General features: G+C 64.2%; 16 protein-coding genes. 5 read left to right on the top strand and 11 right to left on the bottom strand.

Annotation, left to right across the window (positions count from 1 at the left end; genetic code table 11):
- Positions 1 to 236 precede the first annotated feature (236 nt).
- The 10 genes from gcvH to J2W94_RS00625 all read right to left on the bottom strand — a co-directional run bounded on the left by gcvH (position 237) and on the right by J2W94_RS00625 (position 9,288).
- Positions 237 to 632 (bottom strand): glycine cleavage system protein GcvH, encoded by a 396-nt coding sequence (gcvH, locus tag J2W94_RS00670; protein WP_310089678.1) that lies wholly within the window; start codon positions 630 to 632, stop codon positions 237 to 239.
- A gap of 90 nt (positions 633 to 722) precedes the next feature.
- On the bottom strand, positions 723 to 1,859 hold the full coding sequence (gene gcvT, locus J2W94_RS00665; protein ID WP_310089677.1) for a glycine cleavage system aminomethyltransferase GcvT: 1,137 nt from the start codon (positions 1,857 to 1,859) through the stop codon (positions 723 to 725).
- Between the two features lie 203 nt (positions 1,860 to 2,062).
- A complete protein-coding gene (locus tag J2W94_RS00660) occupies positions 2,063 to 2,584 on the bottom strand; it encodes a hypothetical protein (RefSeq protein ID WP_310089676.1) in 522 nt (173 codons plus the stop codon).
- Between the two features lie 3 nt (positions 2,585 to 2,587).
- Entirely contained in the window at positions 2,588 to 3,019 is a 432-nt protein-coding gene (locus J2W94_RS00655; RefSeq protein ID WP_310089675.1) for an NfeD family protein, read from the bottom strand.
- 24 nt (positions 3,020 to 3,043) lie between these two features.
- Positions 3,044 to 3,997, bottom strand: a complete 954-nt coding sequence (locus tag J2W94_RS00650; RefSeq protein WP_310089674.1) for an SPFH domain-containing protein — start codon at positions 3,995 to 3,997, stop codon at positions 3,044 to 3,046.
- 106 nt (positions 3,998 to 4,103) lie between these two features.
- Complete coding sequence (locus tag J2W94_RS00645; RefSeq protein WP_310089673.1) at positions 4,104 to 5,042, bottom strand: DUF6607 family protein; 939 nt, start codon at positions 5,040 to 5,042, stop codon at positions 4,104 to 4,106.
- Complete coding sequence (locus tag J2W94_RS00640; RefSeq protein WP_310089672.1) at positions 5,039 to 5,683, bottom strand: Hemin transport protein; 645 nt, start codon at positions 5,681 to 5,683, stop codon at positions 5,039 to 5,041. The genes J2W94_RS00645 and J2W94_RS00640 overlap by 4 nt, the downstream gene beginning before the upstream one ends.
- 3 nt (positions 5,684 to 5,686) lie before the next feature.
- Complete coding sequence (locus tag J2W94_RS00635; protein ID WP_310089671.1) at positions 5,687 to 7,909, bottom strand: TonB-dependent hemoglobin/transferrin/lactoferrin family receptor; 2,223 nt, start codon at positions 7,907 to 7,909, stop codon at positions 5,687 to 5,689.
- A gap of 133 nt (positions 7,910 to 8,042) precedes the next feature.
- Positions 8,043 to 8,246, bottom strand: a complete 204-nt coding sequence (gene hemP, locus J2W94_RS00630; protein ID WP_310089670.1) for a hemin uptake protein HemP — start codon at positions 8,244 to 8,246, stop codon at positions 8,043 to 8,045.
- A gap of 67 nt (positions 8,247 to 8,313) precedes the next feature.
- Positions 8,314 to 9,288, bottom strand: a complete 975-nt coding sequence (locus J2W94_RS00625) for a potassium channel beta subunit family protein (protein ID WP_310089669.1) — start codon at positions 9,286 to 9,288, stop codon at positions 8,314 to 8,316.
- A 294-nt stretch (positions 9,289 to 9,582) separates the two neighbouring features.
- Between J2W94_RS00625 and J2W94_RS00620 the strand changes: the two genes are divergently transcribed.
- The 5 genes from J2W94_RS00620 to J2W94_RS00600 all read left to right on the top strand — a co-directional run bounded on the left by J2W94_RS00620 (position 9,583) and on the right by J2W94_RS00600 (position 14,609).
- Entirely contained in the window at positions 9,583 to 10,152 is a 570-nt protein-coding gene (locus J2W94_RS00620; protein ID WP_310089668.1) for a TMEM165/GDT1 family protein, read from the top strand.
- 83 nt (positions 10,153 to 10,235) lie between these two features.
- The gene (locus tag J2W94_RS00615; protein ID WP_310089667.1) at positions 10,236 to 11,534 is read left to right on the top strand and encodes a NupC/NupG family nucleoside CNT transporter; all 1,299 of its coding nucleotides are present in this window, start codon (positions 10,236 to 10,238) and stop codon (positions 11,532 to 11,534) included.
- Positions 11,535 to 11,538: 4 nt separating this feature from the next.
- Positions 11,539 to 12,519 carry a ribokinase gene (locus tag J2W94_RS00610; protein ID WP_310089666.1) on the top strand — a complete coding sequence of 327 codons (981 nt, stop codon included), beginning with the start codon at positions 11,539 to 11,541 and terminating at the stop codon, positions 12,517 to 12,519.
- Between the two features lie 20 nt (positions 12,520 to 12,539).
- On the top strand, positions 12,540 to 13,538 hold the full coding sequence (gene dusB, locus J2W94_RS00605; protein ID WP_310089665.1) for a tRNA dihydrouridine synthase DusB: 999 nt from the start codon (positions 12,540 to 12,542) through the stop codon (positions 13,536 to 13,538).
- A 237-nt stretch (positions 13,539 to 13,775) separates the two neighbouring features.
- Positions 13,776 to 14,609, top strand: a complete 834-nt coding sequence (locus tag J2W94_RS00600; RefSeq protein WP_310089664.1) for a class I SAM-dependent methyltransferase — start codon at positions 13,776 to 13,778, stop codon at positions 14,607 to 14,609.
- Between the two features lie 39 nt (positions 14,610 to 14,648).
- Here the strand turns inward: J2W94_RS00600 and J2W94_RS00595 are convergent, their stop codons facing one another.
- Positions 14,649 to 15,695: a metal-dependent hydrolase gene (locus J2W94_RS00595; RefSeq protein WP_310089663.1), complete on the bottom strand. Its 1,047-nt coding sequence runs from the start codon at positions 15,693 to 15,695 to the stop codon at positions 14,649 to 14,651.
- Positions 15,696 to 15,747 lie beyond the last annotated feature (52 nt).

Genomic DNA, 15,747 nt, shown 5'->3' with positions numbered 1-15,747 from the left:
GACTTGCGACGCTCTCGCATCCGCATCGCGATCGCCCGATTCCGATTCCGGCCGACGCAGCAGAACTCCCGTTTCTGGTTTCGCGGCGGAGCGGAAAACAACTCGGAGGACCGCTTGGCCGCCATTCGTCGGCACGCCACGGACGGAGTTCCGTCGCTCGCGAGAGCGAACTCCGAAAAGCAAACCGGCCGCACAAGGCGGCCGGTAGCGGGAGCTGAGAAGCGGACAGGACGGGATCAGTGATCCTCGTCTTCCAGCAGCTCGGCGTAGTCGTCGGGCGCCAGCAGGTCGTTCAACTGGTCGGGTTCCTCGATCTCCAGCACGTAGATCCAGCCTTCGCCGTAGGCATCTTCATTGATGGTTTCCGGCTTGTCGGCCAGGTCCGCATTCACTTCGACCACCGTGCCGGTGAGCGGGCTGTAGACGTCCGAGGCCGCCTTCACCGACTCCACCACAGCGGCGGCGTTGCCGGCTTCGACGCGATCGCCGACGTTGGGCAATTCGACGTAGACCAGATCGCCGAGCAGTCCTTGCGCGTGGTCCGAAATGCCTACGGTGACGCGGCCACTGCCTTCAACGCGTGCCCACTCGTGGGACTTGAGGAATTTGAGGTCGCCTGGGATCTCGCTCATGTTGCTGCTCCGGGGGATCGGGTTGAGGGTGGGCGGGTGGCGCTAGTTTAACGAAGGAATTCGTCCAGTGGACAATGAAGACGCGCGCGCTTATTCCAGCACGCCGGGTTGCGCCTGACCTTCGCGGACGAACGGAAATTTCACCACCCGCACCGGCACCTCGCGGCCGCGGATGTCCACGCGCACGGCGCCCCCCACTCCCAGCGGAATGTCGCCGGCCGGCACGCGCGCGAAGGCGATAGCCTTGCCCAGCGTCGGCGAGAAAGTGCCGGACAGGATTTCGCCCTCGCCGCCGGCGGTCAGCACTTTCTGGCCGTGGCGCAGCACGCCTTTTTCGTCCATCACCAAGCCGACCAACTGGCGCGGCGCGCCGGTAGCGGCCTGCGACTCCAGCACGGCGCGGCCGATGAAATCGCGCGGCTTCGAATCGGCGCCTTCGTCCAGCGCCACGGTCCATGCCAGCGCGGCTTCGTAGGGCGTGGTGGTTTCGTCCATGTCCTGCCCGTAGAGATTCATGCCCGCTTCCAGGCGCAAGGTATCGCGCGCGCCCAGGCCGGCCGGTTTCACTCCGGCGGCGAGCAGCGCATTCCAGAAGGCGACCGCCTGTTCCTGCGGCAGCACGATCTCGTAACCGTCCTCGCCGGTATAACCGGTACGGGCGACGAACAACGGCACGCCGTCGGCGGTGCGGGCCTCGACCGCGGCGAAGCGGCTCAGCTTGTCGGCGGCGGCGCGGTCGGAGTCGCGCAGCAGGCCGATCACCCGCGCGCGCGCAGTCGGTCCCTGCACGGCGATCATGGCGAACTCGGGGCGTTCCTGCACCTGCACCTGGAACGCCTGGGCCTGCTTCTGGATCCAGGCGAGATCCTTGTCGCGGGTAGCGGCATTGACCACCAAGCGGAAGAAATCCTCGGCCATGAAATAGACGATCAGGTCGTCGATGACGCCGGCCTGTTCGTCCAGCATGGCGGTGTACAGCGCTTTGCCCGGCTTCTTCAGCTTGTCCACCGAGTTGGCCAGCAGGTAGCGCAGGAACTCCCGGGTACGCGCGCCGCGCAGATCGACCACGGTCATGTGGCTGACGTCGAACATGCCGGCGTCGCTGCGCACCAGATGGTGTTCGTCGATCTGCGAACCGTAGTGGATCGGCATGTCCCAACCGCCGAAGTCGACCATCTTGGCGCCGAGCGCACGATGGGTGTCGTTAAGGATGGTCTTCTGGGTCATGGCCGTGCCTTGTGAAAGATCGCCATTATCCCAGAACAGGCAGGTACGGGGAGCCGCGTATCGAAGCGACGGTGAGGCTAGTAGTGGGAGCGATGGTGGGAGCGGCGCCCCGTCGCGAGCTGTTGCTTTGGGGCTATCGAGGTAGAGGGCGCAAGATCAAAGAGCTCGCGGCGGGACGCCGCTCCCACTATCGCGCACCACGCTTAAGGTTCGCCGTAGCCTTCGTTGATGCAGTCGACGCGCGCTGGGTCGACCACGGAGAACTTGCCGCTTTTCAGGTCCAGGCGTCTCGCCCAGGCGACGTCGGTCAGGTATTCCTGTTCAGCGCCCTGCCGCACCACCGCAATCACCTTGGCATCGTCCACCTTGTCCACGCGGCAGCTGCCCGCCTGCCAGAAGAATCCCTTGCCCACTTTCGGATAGACCTGCACGTCGGTGATCTTCCACAGCGCCAGCGGCCCTTCGCGGCCAGCCATGCGGCCGGCTACGACGTAGCGCAGCACGGGCTCGGCGTTCGAATCGGCGCCAGGATCCCTGCCTGCGTCGGCCAGCAGCCCGATCGAGAAATCGCACACGTGCTCCGGATCGGCCGAATCGGAAAGGCACGAGCCGCCGACATCCTGCAATCCTTCCGGATACGGCGGCACGGTCTTGCCGATCAACTCGACCGCGCCCACGGTCAACGGCAGCGTCGCAAGCACCAGCAAGGCGATCCGGGCAGGCATGGCTCAGGCCTCTTGTACCTTCAAGGTCATGCCGTCCACCGCGACGACCCGCACTGGCGTACCGGCGGGAAGATCGGCGCCTTCCACCACCCAGAACGCATCGGCGATCTGTACGCGCCCGCGGCCGTTGACGATGGCCTGGTCCAGTTTGGCGACATGTCCGACCAGCGTGTTGGCGCGCTGGTTGAGGTGCGGCCGGTCGCTCTGCGGTTCGTTGTTGCGGAACCAGCGACGGTAGATCTGGATGGAAACGAAACTGAGTACGATGAACGCCGCGACCTGCGCCAGCACCGGCACGTCGTCGATCAGCAGCACGCCCACGAACACCACCGTGGCGGCGAAACCCATCCACAGCATGAACGCGCCCGGCGCCATCGCTTCGGCGGCGAACAGCAGCAGCGCGACGGCTGCCCAACTAACCACATCCCAACGCATGGCGTTCTCCTTGGCCTGGATGGCTCAGCGCAGGGCCGGCGGTTTGCCGGCGATCTTGGCTTGTTGCTTTTCCAGCGATTCCTTCGCCAGTTCGGCGATGCCGGCGATGGAGCCGATGATGCCGCTGGTCTCCATCGGCATCATCACGAACTTCGCATTGGGCGCGTTGGCCAGTTCGCGGAACGCCTCGACGTATTTCTGCGCGACGAAGTAATTGATCGCCTGCACGTCGCCCTTGGCGATCGCGTCGCTGACCATCTGCGTCGCCTTGGCTTCGGCTTCGGCCAGGCGCTCGCGCGCCTCGGCCTCGCGGTAGGCGGCTTCGCGCTTGCCTTCGGCCTGCAAGATGGCGCCCTGCTTCTCGCCCTCTGCACGCAGGATCTCGGACTGACGCACGCCCTCGGCTTCCAGGATGGCGGCGCGCTTGTTCTGTTCGGCCATCTTCTGCTGCTGCATGGACTGGATCAGGTTCTGCGGCGGCTGGATGTCCTTGATCTCGATGCGGTTGACCTTCACCCCCCACGGGCTGGTGGCGTGGTCGACCACGCCCAGCAGCTTGGCGTTGATGGTCTCGCGCTGGCTCAGCGATTCGTCCAGGTCCATCGAACCGATCACGGTGCGGATGTTGGTCTGCACCAGGGCGATCATCGCCTGGTCCAGGTTGGAGACTTCGTAAGCGGCCTTGGCGGCATCCAGCACCTGGAAGAACACCACCCCGTCCACACGAACCACGGCGTTGTCCTTGGTGATGACGTCCTGCGAGGGGACTTCGAACACCTGCTCCATCATGTTGACCTTACGTCCCACTCCATACATGACCGGGATCAGGAAGTGCAGGCCGGGGGACATGGTGCTGGTGTACTTGCCGAAGCGTTCGACCGTCCATTCGAAACCCTGCGGCACCATGCGCACCGTCTTGAACAACACGATAACGCCGGCGACCAGCAGCACGATGGCCAGAAAACCTGTCTCGAACATGAGTTTCTCCCCCTTTCCTTAGATGAGGAGAAGTATAGACGGTAGGTCGGGGCTACGCCCCCGACGCACGGGAACCCGTGGAAGGCGTCGGCGGCGTAGCGCCGACCTACTTCGCCGGCGCCGGCTTCACCCACTCGGCAAACACCTTGTCGATATCGGCATCGGCGACCCGCTTGCCTTCCTCAAGCTCGCCCGCCTGGGTGAACAAGGGAATGATCATGGCCATGCCGTCGATCTTGGTCTTCAGGTGCACACCCGGCGGCTTGACCAGAAACGCATCCCAGCGCGCGCGTACCTTGGCCCAGAAATCCTGGGTCGCTTGCCAGTACTTGTAGGCAGGCTTGAAGTCCACTTCCTTGGTCTTCTGGTAATCGTTGAAGCCGAATTCGCGCGCCAGCTCCACCTGGGTGCCGTCGGGCTTGCGCAGGACCTTGGTGTTGAACTGCTCGTGGGTCCAGCCGTTCGGGGTGATCGTGTGCCGGTTGACCGCCGACACCGCGTTGTAGTCGCTGCGCTTGGTGTACTCGCGGCGCGGTAGTGGACGCCAGCTGAGATCGCTGGTCCAGGTGGCGATACCGTTGGCGTAGTCCCAACGGCCGGTACCGCAATAGCGTGGCGCGTCGCTGACCTCGAACACGCATTGGGTCCAGGCGCCCTGGTTCTTCTCCGCGGGAATCGTGCGCACCCGCCAGGTCTGATCCGCGCTGAACTCGAAGCGGCTGGGCGCCTCGTAGACCCAGTCCTGCCGCCAGTGCTTGGTGACGTGGCCGCTCTTCCCATCCACCAGAATATGTTGCAGGACGATCTTGGCGGGAGTGTCTTCGACCACGATCACCGTCTCGTTGCCGCCGCTGCGCATCGCTGCCGCGCGCTCGTACCCCGGTTGCAGCAGCACGGTTTCGTCGAAGGCGAAATCGACGATGTATTCGCCCCGCATGGCCAGAATGGACTGGCGGTCGCGGGCGGCACTGGACGCCTCCTGTGCGGAAGCAATGCCGGAAGCGACGGAGGGCAGAAAAATAGCGATGGCTAGAACGTATTTCATGGTGTCTTCCTGGAGGTGAATCTGAGCAGCGGCAGGCGGTGACCGTCCTCCGCCTCGAATTTTGCGGCGGCTTGCGTCGCCGCCAGCGCCGACTGCGCGCAGCAACAGTCGTCCACACGGATGTTCCCATCGGCTCCGTCGGCCTGAGCGATGCGTTGCGCGGTGGCTGCGCCCAAGGGCGAAACCGCCGCCAGACTGGCGGCGAGAACCGGTTGCGTCACCGCCGCGGGCACTACGTGCAGCCTGATGATGCAGGCTTGCCATTGCTCGCCGCGCAGGCGTCCGGCCAGCCGGCGCCAGAGGCGCTCGCCGACTCCGATCGCCGCCTCGACCTCATCACGGCAGGGCAATGACGCCAGCAATCGGTCCCAGGCCAGGAAGTCGCTGTCCGGCAAGAGATACAGGCGCCAGCAACAGCGTCCTTCCGCATCGAAGAACACCAGGCTTTCGCGCAAGCCATCGCTGTCCACGCCGGTGCGCGATTCCACCCGCACCGCGTGCGCCCAACCGGAGAGTTCGCCGCCTTGCTGCGGGCGGTAAAGGCATAGCACCGTGCCAAGCGCGGCCAGTTGCTGCGCGCGCGGCAGGCCTGAAGCCGCCGCATGCGGCCTTAGAGCCGTGCCGGGCAGCGCGGCAGCCATGCGTTACCAGTTCACCGACAGGCTGACCGAAAAATTACGGCCCGGGCTGGTGTATCGATCGAGCACGGCACTGCCGCCGTTGACCAATGGAACATCGCCCGCTTCGGAATACTTGCGGTCGGCAAGATTGAAGACGCCGACGTTGACCGTGGTGCCCGGCGCTAAGCTCCAGTGCGCATACAGATCGACGACGCCATAGCCGGCCTGCTGATAGAGGCCAGGATCGGAAACCCGGTCCTTGCGATCGACGAAGCGACCGGCGAGTTCGGCGCCCCAGGCCTCGCGCTCATAGGCGATCCCCAGTGTCGCGGTCAGCGGGTCCACGCTGTCCAACGGCACATCGGCGGTTTCATCCTCACCGCGCGACCAGGCCGCGGCGCCACGTAGCGACCAACCTTCCCACTTCTCCGACAACGCGCCGATATCCAGGCCCGCCTTCAGCTCCACGCCATAGATCTTCGCTTCGGCGATGTTCTGCGACTGGTAGACCATCAGGCCTTCGTCGTTGAATCCGATGAAGCGCAGCGACTCGATGAAGTCGTCGTAACGGTTGTAATAGCCGGACATGCTGGCGTAGACGGCATCGCCCGCGAAACGCAGACCGGCTTCCAGGCCATCGCTGGTTTCCGGCTTCAGGTCCGGATTGGCGATGGCGGTATAGCCGAACAGCAGGTTGGTGAACCCGATGTTGACGTCGTTGTAAGGCGGCGAACGGAAGCCGCGCGCATAGCCGCCGAACAGCGACCACTTGTCGGCGAATTGCCAGACGGCGCCCAGCTTCGGCGAAACATTGGTCTCGCTGACCTCGCTGACCACGACCCCCGGATTGTCCTCGGCGAAGATGTTGTCCACTTCCGGCTTCAGCTTGTAGTGGTCGACACGCAAGGCCGGGATCAGGCGGAAGGCACCCTCGGCGAAATTGATTTCATCCTGCAGATACAGCGCAGCGGTCGTGGTCTTGCTGATGGGAAAATCCCGCACCGGGAAGACGTCGGGCAGCATCGAGGGCGTGGTGGCGCCGGTATTGAGGAAGGTGCGCAGACCATCGCGCTTCTGCCGTGTTTCGCTCCGCGACAGATCCAGGCCATAGGCCAGGTCATGCTTTACGTCGCCGGTGGCGAAGCCCTTGCGGAAGTTCACCTGCAGTCCGTATAGGCGCTGATCGAAATTGAATTCGCGTTCGCGGCGGTCGCGCAGCGTCGGCGGCGGCAGCGAGCGCTCTTCCAGCGTGTACTGGGTGGTCTCGCTGTCTTGGCGATAGACCTGCCAGTCCAGGCTATCGGCGAAGCCCGCGTTCACCGCATCCAGCTCGTGCGCGAACGAAACCCGCGCGCGGGTCTGATGATCGCGGCCCAGCACCAGATTATTGGTTGCGCCGGTCAGCGCCTGAAAGCCGCGCGAAGTGAGCAGGTCGGTGTCGGTGCTGTCCTCGTTGCCTTCCACGGTCAGGCGGAAACGCTGGTCGGCGCTGGGCGCGTAGACCAGTTTGCTCAATACACTGCGGCCATCGCGATCCTGCGGGTTGGGCTGGGTGCGTGTGCTACCGGTGCCGCCCACTTCGCCCTGATTTTCCGTTTCCTTGCCCTGGCGATGGCTCACCGCGACCAGGCCAGACCAGCGTTCGCTGCCGAACGCGGCGGTGGCGCCGCCGAACAGCCCTTCCCAGCTGCTGTCGTAACCCAGCTTGAAACCAAAGTAGGCGTCCTTGCCCTCCTTCAGATAGTCCGAAGGATCCTTGGTGATGAAAGAGACCACGCCGCCCAGCGCATCGGAACCGTAAAGGGAGCTGGTGGGACCACGCACGACTTCGACCCGCTTGAGCGTATCGAGATCGACGAAATTGCGGTTGGCGTTGGAGAAACTGCCGATGGAGAACGCGTCCGACACCGGAATGCCGTCGGTCTGGATGCGCACGCGGTTGCCGCCGAGTCCGCGGATACGGATATCGCCCAGGCCAAAGCGGCCGAAGCTGCTGCCGACGGTGATGCCGGGTTCGTAGCGGAACAGGTCTTTAAGGTCGCGCACCATCAGCTCGTCCATGCGCTCGCGCTCGATCACGTCGACCGTATTGGGAACATCGGCAATGGCCCGTTCGCTGCGCGTGGCGGTGACCTGGATGCGTTCGAGTTCGTTGATGTCGGCGCCGGTATCGGCGGCGGTTTCGGCGTGCGCGGTGGCGGCAAGCGCCAGCCACAGCGCGGAAGCCAGCAAGGTGGGACGGTTCATCGGTTCTACGGGTCCTATGCAAGGTGTGACCCGGTGAGCTGGCGAACCGATGGCTGGCGCTCGGGTGGAGAGAGACGTTTAACGGCGCGGCGGTAAGCGCCACGACCCCGCGTGGCGCGACGCGCGTTTTGGCTTATTTGGTGAGGATCAGCTTGTCGTTGCTGGTGTGGCGCAGGCGGTATACGCGATCGCCGTGGCTGATCAGAATCTCGCGGCGCCCGTTGAGCAGGCGTTCGCTGCTGAGGGTTTCTTCCACGCGTACCGGCTGGGAGACGACGCGTTCATGCAGAACCCCTGATGTCTCGGGGCGGGAAAGGAAGATCGGCTGTGCGCTCATCTGGGTAGCTCCTGTGGGAACAGGATTAGATGATAATGATTCTCATTACTGCGTCAAGACCCTCTCTTCATTCGGCGGTAGCGACCTCCAGCCGGGTCCAGACCGCCTCGTCGTAACGGTCTGTCAGTTCCAGCGCGCCCAGGTTCTCCAGCAATTGCGAGGTGCGGCTGGCGCCCAGCATCACCGTGGACACGTGCGGATTGCGCAGACACCAGGCGATGGCCAGTTGCGAAGGCTTCTCGCCCAGCTCCGCCGCCACGGCGGTGAAGCGGCGTACCCGGTCGATGCGCCTGCTTCCCTCGTCCCCTATCACCATGCGCTGCAACCACGCATTGTCTTTCTGACCCAACCGGGATTCCGCAGCCACGCCTTCGTTGTACTTGCCGGTCAGCAGGCCCGACGCCAGCGGCGACCAGATGGTGGTGCCCAGCCCCAGTTCGGAATACAGCGGTGCGTACTCGAGTTCCACCCGCGTGCGGTGCAGCAGGTTGTATTGCGGCTGCTCCATGCTTGGCGCGTGCAGGTGATGCGCACGCGCGATGCGCGAGGCTTCCTTGATCTGCGCGGCGGACCATTCCGAGGTTCCCCAATACAGCACCTTGCCCTGGCGGATCAGCGCATCCATGGCCCAGACGGTTTCCTCGATCGGCGTGTCCGGATCGGGGCGATGGCAGAAATAGAGGTCCAGGTGGTCCACGCGCAGACGCTGCAATGCCGCATGGCACGCCTCGAACACATGTTTGCGCGACAGTCCGCGCTGGGTCGGCCTGGGATCGTCCACCGCGCCGAAGAACACCTTGCTGGAAACGCAGTAGCCATCGCGCGGCAAGCGCAGATCGGCGATCACATCACCCATGACCTTCTCCGCTTCGCCCTTCGCGTAGACCTCGGCATTGTCGAAGAAGTTGATGCCGTTGTCGTACGCGGCCGCGATCAGGTTGCGCGCTTCGCTGCGCCCGATCTGGCCGCCGAAGGTGACCCAGGCGCCGAAGGACAGCGCGGAAAGCTGCAAGCCGGAGGAACCGAGGCGTCGGTATTGCATGCGTATTGCTCCCAAACGTTTCTGGCGAATGAGAAGAGTTTACTCATGCCAGATGGCGCACCTGTACAATCGCCGCACTTTCCTCCTCCGGGGAGTAGCCCACCCGCCGCGTGCGGGGTCTGCGCATCAACATACTTGGCCGCATTCCTTATGGAATCCTCGCCATGGTGCGCAGGGCCGAAGCTTCGGCTTCGTCGTCGGGCAAGACCGTAGGCAGGCGTTGCGCTACCCGGACCGGGCTGCGTGGCGTTTGCCTTCGCGTCCTTCGCGAATGCCCGGTCCCGGAGTCGATCAATGTTCACCCTGCAAGCCCTGATGGTTTCCACCGGAACGGTGGCGCTCGCCGAAATCGGCGACAAAACCCAATTGCTGGCGCTGTTGCTCGCCGCCCGCTTCCGCAAGCCGTGGCCCATCGCCTTCGGCATTCTGGCGGCCACGATCATCAATCACGCGATTTCGGCCTGGTTGGGCGCTGAACTGTCGCAATGGCTGTCGCCTGAGGTATTGCGCTGGATCGTCGCGGGCAGCTTCCTGGCCGTGGCCTTGTGGACGCTCAAGCCCGACAAGCTGGACGAAGGCGAGAAACTGCCGGCGCACGGGGCGTTCATCGCCACCACGATCGCCTTCTTCCTGGCGGAGATCGGCGACAAGACCCAGGTAGCGACCGTGCTGCTGGCGACCAAGTATTCGCCGCTTTGGCAAGTCATCGCGGGCACCACGTTGGGCATGCTGGCGGCCAACTTGCCGGTGGTCTGGCTTGGCCATCGTTTCGCCGACCGCCTGCCCTTGAAGCTCGCCCGCAGCGTGGCTGCAATCGTGTTCCTGGCCCTTGCCGCATGGGTGGCTTGGCGCGGGATCGGTTGAGGCACGGGTTGATTTGCCTTGCCGCGCCCCCTGCCCTGCTCTAGTCTGGTTCGATTCGGGGACTGCGCGACAGAGGGCTGCACATGCTGGAAGGTTTGGGGCGAATCGGATTCGGGTTGTTCGGGCTGGCGGTGCTGATCGGCATTGTGTTCCTGTTTTCCAACAACAAGAAGGCCGTGGACTGGAAGCTGGTCTTCACCGGCGTGACCCTGCAGATCGCCTTCGCAGCGCTGGTGCTGCTGGTGCCGGGCGGGCGCGAAGTGTTCGACTGGCTGGGCCAGGTCTTCGTCAAGATCCTCAGCTTCGTGAATGCCGGTTCCAGCTTCATCTTCGGCAGCATGATGGACGTGAAGACCTACGGCTTCATCTTCGCCTTCCAAGTGCTGCCGACCATCATCTTCTTCGCCGCGCTGATGGGCGTGCTATACCACCTGAACGTGATGCAGGCGGTCGTGCGCGCGATGGCCTGGGCCATCACCAAGGTGATGAAGGTCTCGGGCGCGGAAACCACCAGCGTCTGCGCCAGCGTTTTCATCGGCCAGACCGAGGCGCCGCTCACCGTGCGTCCTTACATTCCCAAGATGACCGAGTCCGAGCTCATCACCATGATGATCGGCGGCATGGCGCATATCGCCGGCGGCGTGCTGGCCGCCTACGTCGGCATGCTGGGCGGCGGCGACCCGGCGCAACAGGCGTTCTACGCCAAGCACTTGCTGGCCGCCTCGATCATGGCTGCGCCGGCCACGCTGGTGGTGGCCAAGCTGCTGATCCCGGAAACCGGCACGCCGCTAACGCGCGGCACGGTGAAGATGGAAGTGGAGAAGACTTCCAGCAACATCATCGACGCGGCGGCGGCGGGTGCCGGCGACGGTCTGCGTCTGGCGTTGAACATCGGCGCCATGCTGTTGGCCTTCATCGCGCTGATCGCGCTGATCAACTGGCCGCTGACCTGGGTCGGCGAGGTCACCGGGCTGCAGGCCATGCTGGGCAAGCCGACCGACCTGGCCATGATCTTCGGCTACGTGCTAGCGCCCATCGCCTGGGTGATCGGCGTGCCTTGGCAGGATGCGACCACCGTCGGTTCGCTGATTGGTCAGAAAATCGTCATCAATGAATTCGTCGCCTATCTGCAGCTGGCGGAAATCGTCAACGGCAAGGTAGCGGGCGTGAGCCTAACGGCGGAAGGCAAGTTGATCGCCACCTATGCGTTGTGCGGTTTCGCCAACTTCAGTTCGATCGCCATCCAGATCGGCGGCATCGGCGGACTGGCGCCGGAACGGCGTTCGGACCTGGCGCGCTTCGGTTTGCGCGCCGTACTGGGCGGCACCATCGCTACGCTGATGACCGCGACCATCGCCGGCGTACTGTCGCATTTCGGGTAAACACATGGCTTCGGTAGTGGTAGTGGGTTCCTTCAATGTCGACCACGTGTGGCAATGCGAGGCTTTGCCCGCGCCGGGCGCCACCATTTCAGGCAGCTACGCCAGCGGTCCCGGCGGCAAGGGTTTCAACCAGGCCATCGCCGCTGCGCGGGCGGGCGCGGAAACCACTTTCATCTGTGCGCTAGGCGACGACCCAGGCGGCGTGCTGGCGCGCGCGCTGGCCACGGCGAACGGCGTCGACTTGCGCGATCTGGCTTCGGACCAGCCCACCGGCACCGCCGGCATCTACGTGGACACGCATGGACGCAATACCATCGTGATCGGCCCTGGCGCCAATGCTTCGCTGACTCCTGCTTTCGTGCGTTCACAAGATGGGGCTATCGCGGCAGCGGGCACCTTGCTGGTACAGCTTGAATCGCCTGGCGAAAGCGTCATCGCGGCGCTGGAACTGGCGCGGGCGCATGGAGTCGTAGGCCTGTTGAATCCTGCGCCCGCCAACGCCGCAACCAGCATCGAACTGTTGGCGCTCGCCGACATCCTCACCCCGAACGAAACCGAATTCGCCGCCCTGGTCGCCCGCCATATCGGCGAGAAGATCGAGCCGGACGATGTCGGCGCCACCGATGGCGTCAGCCTGCACGCGCTCTGCCGTGAACTGCTGGCGCATGGCACGGTGGTGGTGACTTTGGGTTCGGCGGGCGTGTTCGTCTCGCATGCCGAAGACGCCTTACGCGGCGACGCCAAATCCCACTACCGCCTCGCCGCCGAGCCGGCTGAGGCCATCGATACCACCGGCGCGGGCGATGCTTTCAACGGAGCGCTGGCAGCTTCGCTGGCCGGCAATATGAATCCGGCATTCGCTGAGCACGTGCGCTTCGCTAATCGCTACGCGGCGGTGTCCACGGAACGAACCGGCGCCGCTCTGGCCATGCCACGTCTGGCCGAAGTCGCGGCCCGCTTCGATATCGCCGACTCCGCCCCCTAACGCCCCGTTACAATGCCGATATGCAGATCGGCCCGCATCCGATAACTCCGGCACTGGTCCTGGCCCCCATGGCCGGGGTCACCGACAAGCCGTTCCGGCAACTGTGCAAGCGGCTGGGCGCGGGGCTTGCGGTATCGGAAATGACCACCGGCAATCCCCTGCTCTGGCATACGCGCAAATCGCTGCATCGCATGGACCACATCGGCGAACCCGCGCCGATCAGCGTGCAGATCGCCGGCACCGAACCGCAGGTGCTGGCCGATGCGGCGCGCCACAATGTCGATCACGGTGCGCAGATCATCGACATCAATATGGGCTGCCCTGCGAAGAAAGTGTGCAACGCTTGGGCAGGCTCCGCACTGATGCGCGACGAAGCGCTGGTCGCGCGCATCCTGGAGGCGGTGGTGCGTGCGGTGGAGGTGCCGGTGACCTTGAAGATCCGCACCGGTTGGAACGCCGAAAACCGCAACGGCCTGCGCATCGCCCGCATCGCCGAGAGCGCCGGCATCGTCGCGCTGGCGGTGCATGGCCGCACCCGCGACCAGCAGTACACCGGCGTGGCCGAGTACGACACCATCGCCGAGATCAAGTCCGCATTGCGCATCCCGGTGATGGCCAATGGCGACATCGACTCCCCGCACAAGGCGGCTTTCGTGCTGCAAGCCACAGGCGCCGACGCCTTGCTGATCGGTCGCGCCGCGCAGGGCCGACCGTGGATCTTTCGCGAAATCTCCCATTACCTGGCCACGGGCGACCTGCTGCCGGCGCCCACGCTGGGCGACGTGCGCGAAATCCTGCTGAGCCACCTGCATGCGCTGCATGATTTCTACGGCGAGCATCAGGGCGTGCGTATCGCGCGCAAGCATCTGGGCTGGTACGCCAAAGACCGGCCGGAGAACGCAGCATTCCGCGCGGTGGTCAATCGCGCCGAAAGCGCGGAGGCGCAAATCCGCTTGACGAGCGATTACTTCGACGCGCTGATCGCCGGCGTTGTCCCCGAGTTGTCGGTGGCGGCGTGAACAAAACCCACCATGCCGGATTTGGATCAAATGGGACAAGTCCTATATAAGAACTCCGTTCGTGGTGAGCCTATCGAAGATTCCGTTCGTGGCGAGCCTGTCGAACCACGCTTTTCACGGGAATATTGACCAGTAATATTTGAAAGAATCCGCCAAGGGCGTGGTTCGACAGGCTCACCACGAACGGGATTATTTTTCAGAGCGTCTTTGCTTGTCTGGTACTTCCCGGAGGAAGCCATGAACGACCCGTCCAACACCACCGAATTCCCTTATTTGCACGGCTTTTCCGAAGTGGAGCAAGCGCGCCTGGTGAAGCAGGCCCAGATCGCCGAATCGACCATCTTCCACGACATCGACTATGCCGGCGCCAGCCGCCTGCTGGAAGTGGGCAGCGGCGTGGGCGCGCAGACCGAAATCCTGCTGCGGCGCTTTCCCGCGCTGCATGCGACCTGCGTGGACCTGAGTCCGGCGCAGCTGGGCGCCGCGTCCCGGCGGCTGTCGGCGATGCCCTGGCTGGAGGGACGTTATGCGTTGCAACAGGCCGATGCCACCGACCTGCCGTTCCCGCCGCGCAGCTTCGATTGCGCCTTTTTGTGCTGGGTGCTGGAACACGTTCCCTCGCCGGCGCGGGTGCTCAACGAAGTGCGGCGGGTGCTTTCCCCGGGCTCGCCGCTGTACATCACCGAGGTTATGAACGCCTCCTTCCTGCTCGATCCGTATTCGCCCAACGTGTGGCGCTACTGGATGGCGTTCAACGATTTCCAGATCGATAGCGGCGGCGACCCCTTCATAGGCGCCAAACTCGGCAACCTGCTGCTAGCCGGCGGTTACCGAGATGTCGCCACGCAGATCAAGACCTTCCACTTCGACAATCGCGAACCCGCGCGGCGCAAGACCATGATCGCGTTCTGGGAAGAGCTGCTGCTGTCGGCTGCCGATCAGCTGCTGGCCGAGGGCAAGGTCACCGACGAAGTGGTGGAAGGCGTGCGTCGCGAGATGCACCAGGTACAGAACGATCCCGATGCGGTGTTCTTCTACTCGTTCGTACAGGCGCGTGCGACTGTCTACTGAGACATGCCGGACTCCGGCGCGACTGCGCGAGTCTGTCGGTCAATTCTTAGCGGTGGTGGCGCCCGGCTGGTTCCATATGCGCGACCACAACTCGAACAAGGCTTTCCTCAACCCACCCCGCGCCACCGGCGCGCGATACGCGTCTTGCACTTGCCGTGGCGGAATCGCCCGCCACTCGTCGCCTTCGCGCACGGCAACGACGAAGCTGAAGTTGTAGTCCGGTTCCAGGCCCATGCGCAGGTCGCTGAGCACCAGTTCGTTGCCGACGACCTGCGCCCGCATGAATCCGTGGTTGAACCAGGCCAGCTCCTGCACGGCCTCGATGTCCTTGGCTTCGGCCAGCGCCTGCACATTGGACTTGTAGCCCTTGAAGTCCATCGCCCCACGGTCGGCCACCAGCGAGCGATCGCCGATCACATAGCCGTCGGGGGTCATCGCCACTACGCGCCATAACAGGGTGTTGAGCGGCATGGGTACGGAAAAGCGCGGGGCATCCTGAAGGCCCATCGCCGCAAGGTCGCGATCGGCTTGCTCGTCGACCCGGGACTTGGCCAGTAGCGACCAAGCTAGGTACGCGGTACTCAACGCCAAGCCGGCGAGCAGCGCGCGCTGCGCCTTCATTTTTTCGCGCGCGAACCAGGCGATCACGCAACCCGCTAACAGCCACACCGTATACATAGGATCGATGATGAAAAGGCTGGACCCCATCACCGGCGGCGTGTGCAGCGGCCACAACAGCTGCGTGCCGTAGACGGTGAAGGCATCCAACAGCGGATGCGTCACCAGCGCCAGTTGGATGGCCCAAAACCACCTGCTCGGCGATTCCGCCACGCGCTTGCCGCGGGTTCTGCACAGCCACCAGATCAGCCAGCCCAGTACCGGCAGCACGAACAGCGAATGGCTGAAGCTGCGATGCACGGTCATCAGCGATACGGGATCGCTGGTGGACAAGGCGATGAACAGCGAATCCAGGTCCGGCAGGGTGTTCAGCGCGGCGCCCGCCAGCAGGGCGGCGCGTCGGTGTTTGGCGGGAGCAATGGCGGCGGCGATGGCGCCGCCGAGGAACAAGTGGGTAAGGGAATCCATGTCCAGATGCTAACAGTCCATGCGCCTGCCGCCGTAGGAGCAATGTAGGGTC

This window comes from Pseudoxanthomonas sacheonensis (assembly GCF_031455975.1).
Taxonomy (GTDB): domain Bacteria; phylum Pseudomonadota; class Gammaproteobacteria; order Xanthomonadales; family Xanthomonadaceae; genus Pseudoxanthomonas_A; species Pseudoxanthomonas_A sacheonensis_A.
The sequence above is the reverse complement of the archived record's forward strand: the minus strand, read 5'-3'. Positions and strand labels throughout refer to the sequence as shown.

Bases quoted from the DNA above. Each gene is read 5' to 3' on its own strand.
- gcvH (WP_310089678.1), bottom strand. From the start codon at position 632: ATGAGCGAGATCCCAGGCGACCTCAAATTCCTCAAGTCCCACGAGTGG.
- gcvT (WP_310089677.1), bottom strand. From the start codon at position 1,859: ATGACCCAGAAGACCATCCTTAACGACACCCATCGTGCGCTCGGCGCC.
- J2W94_RS00660 (WP_310089676.1), bottom strand. From the start codon at position 2,584: ATGCCTGCCCGGATCGCCTTGCTGGTGCTTGCGACGCTGCCGTTGACC.
- J2W94_RS00655 (WP_310089675.1), bottom strand. From the start codon at position 3,019: ATGCGTTGGGATGTGGTTAGTTGGGCAGCCGTCGCGCTGCTGCTGTTC.
- J2W94_RS00650 (WP_310089674.1), bottom strand. From the start codon at position 3,997: ATGTTCGAGACAGGTTTTCTGGCCATCGTGCTGCTGGTCGCCGGCGTT.
- J2W94_RS00645 (WP_310089673.1), bottom strand. From the start codon at position 5,042: ATGAAATACGTTCTAGCCATCGCTATTTTTCTGCCCTCCGTCGCTTCC.
- J2W94_RS00640 (WP_310089672.1), bottom strand. From the start codon at position 5,683: ATGGCTGCCGCGCTGCCCGGCACGGCTCTAAGGCCGCATGCGGCGGCT.
- J2W94_RS00635 (WP_310089671.1), bottom strand. From the start codon at position 7,909: ATGAACCGTCCCACCTTGCTGGCTTCCGCGCTGTGGCTGGCGCTTGCC.
- hemP (WP_310089670.1), bottom strand. From the start codon at position 8,246: ATGAGCGCACAGCCGATCTTCCTTTCCCGCCCCGAGACATCAGGGGTT.
- J2W94_RS00625 (WP_310089669.1), bottom strand. From the start codon at position 9,288: ATGCAATACCGACGCCTCGGTTCCTCCGGCTTGCAGCTTTCCGCGCTG.
- J2W94_RS00620 (WP_310089668.1), top strand. From the start codon at position 9,583: ATGTTCACCCTGCAAGCCCTGATGGTTTCCACCGGAACGGTGGCGCTC.
- J2W94_RS00615 (WP_310089667.1), top strand. From the start codon at position 10,236: ATGCTGGAAGGTTTGGGGCGAATCGGATTCGGGTTGTTCGGGCTGGCG.
- J2W94_RS00610 (WP_310089666.1), top strand. From the start codon at position 11,539: ATGGCTTCGGTAGTGGTAGTGGGTTCCTTCAATGTCGACCACGTGTGG.
- dusB (WP_310089665.1), top strand. From the start codon at position 12,540: ATGCAGATCGGCCCGCATCCGATAACTCCGGCACTGGTCCTGGCCCCC.
- J2W94_RS00600 (WP_310089664.1), top strand. From the start codon at position 13,776: ATGAACGACCCGTCCAACACCACCGAATTCCCTTATTTGCACGGCTTT.
- J2W94_RS00595 (WP_310089663.1), bottom strand. From the start codon at position 15,695: ATGGATTCCCTTACCCACTTGTTCCTCGGCGGCGCCATCGCCGCCGCC.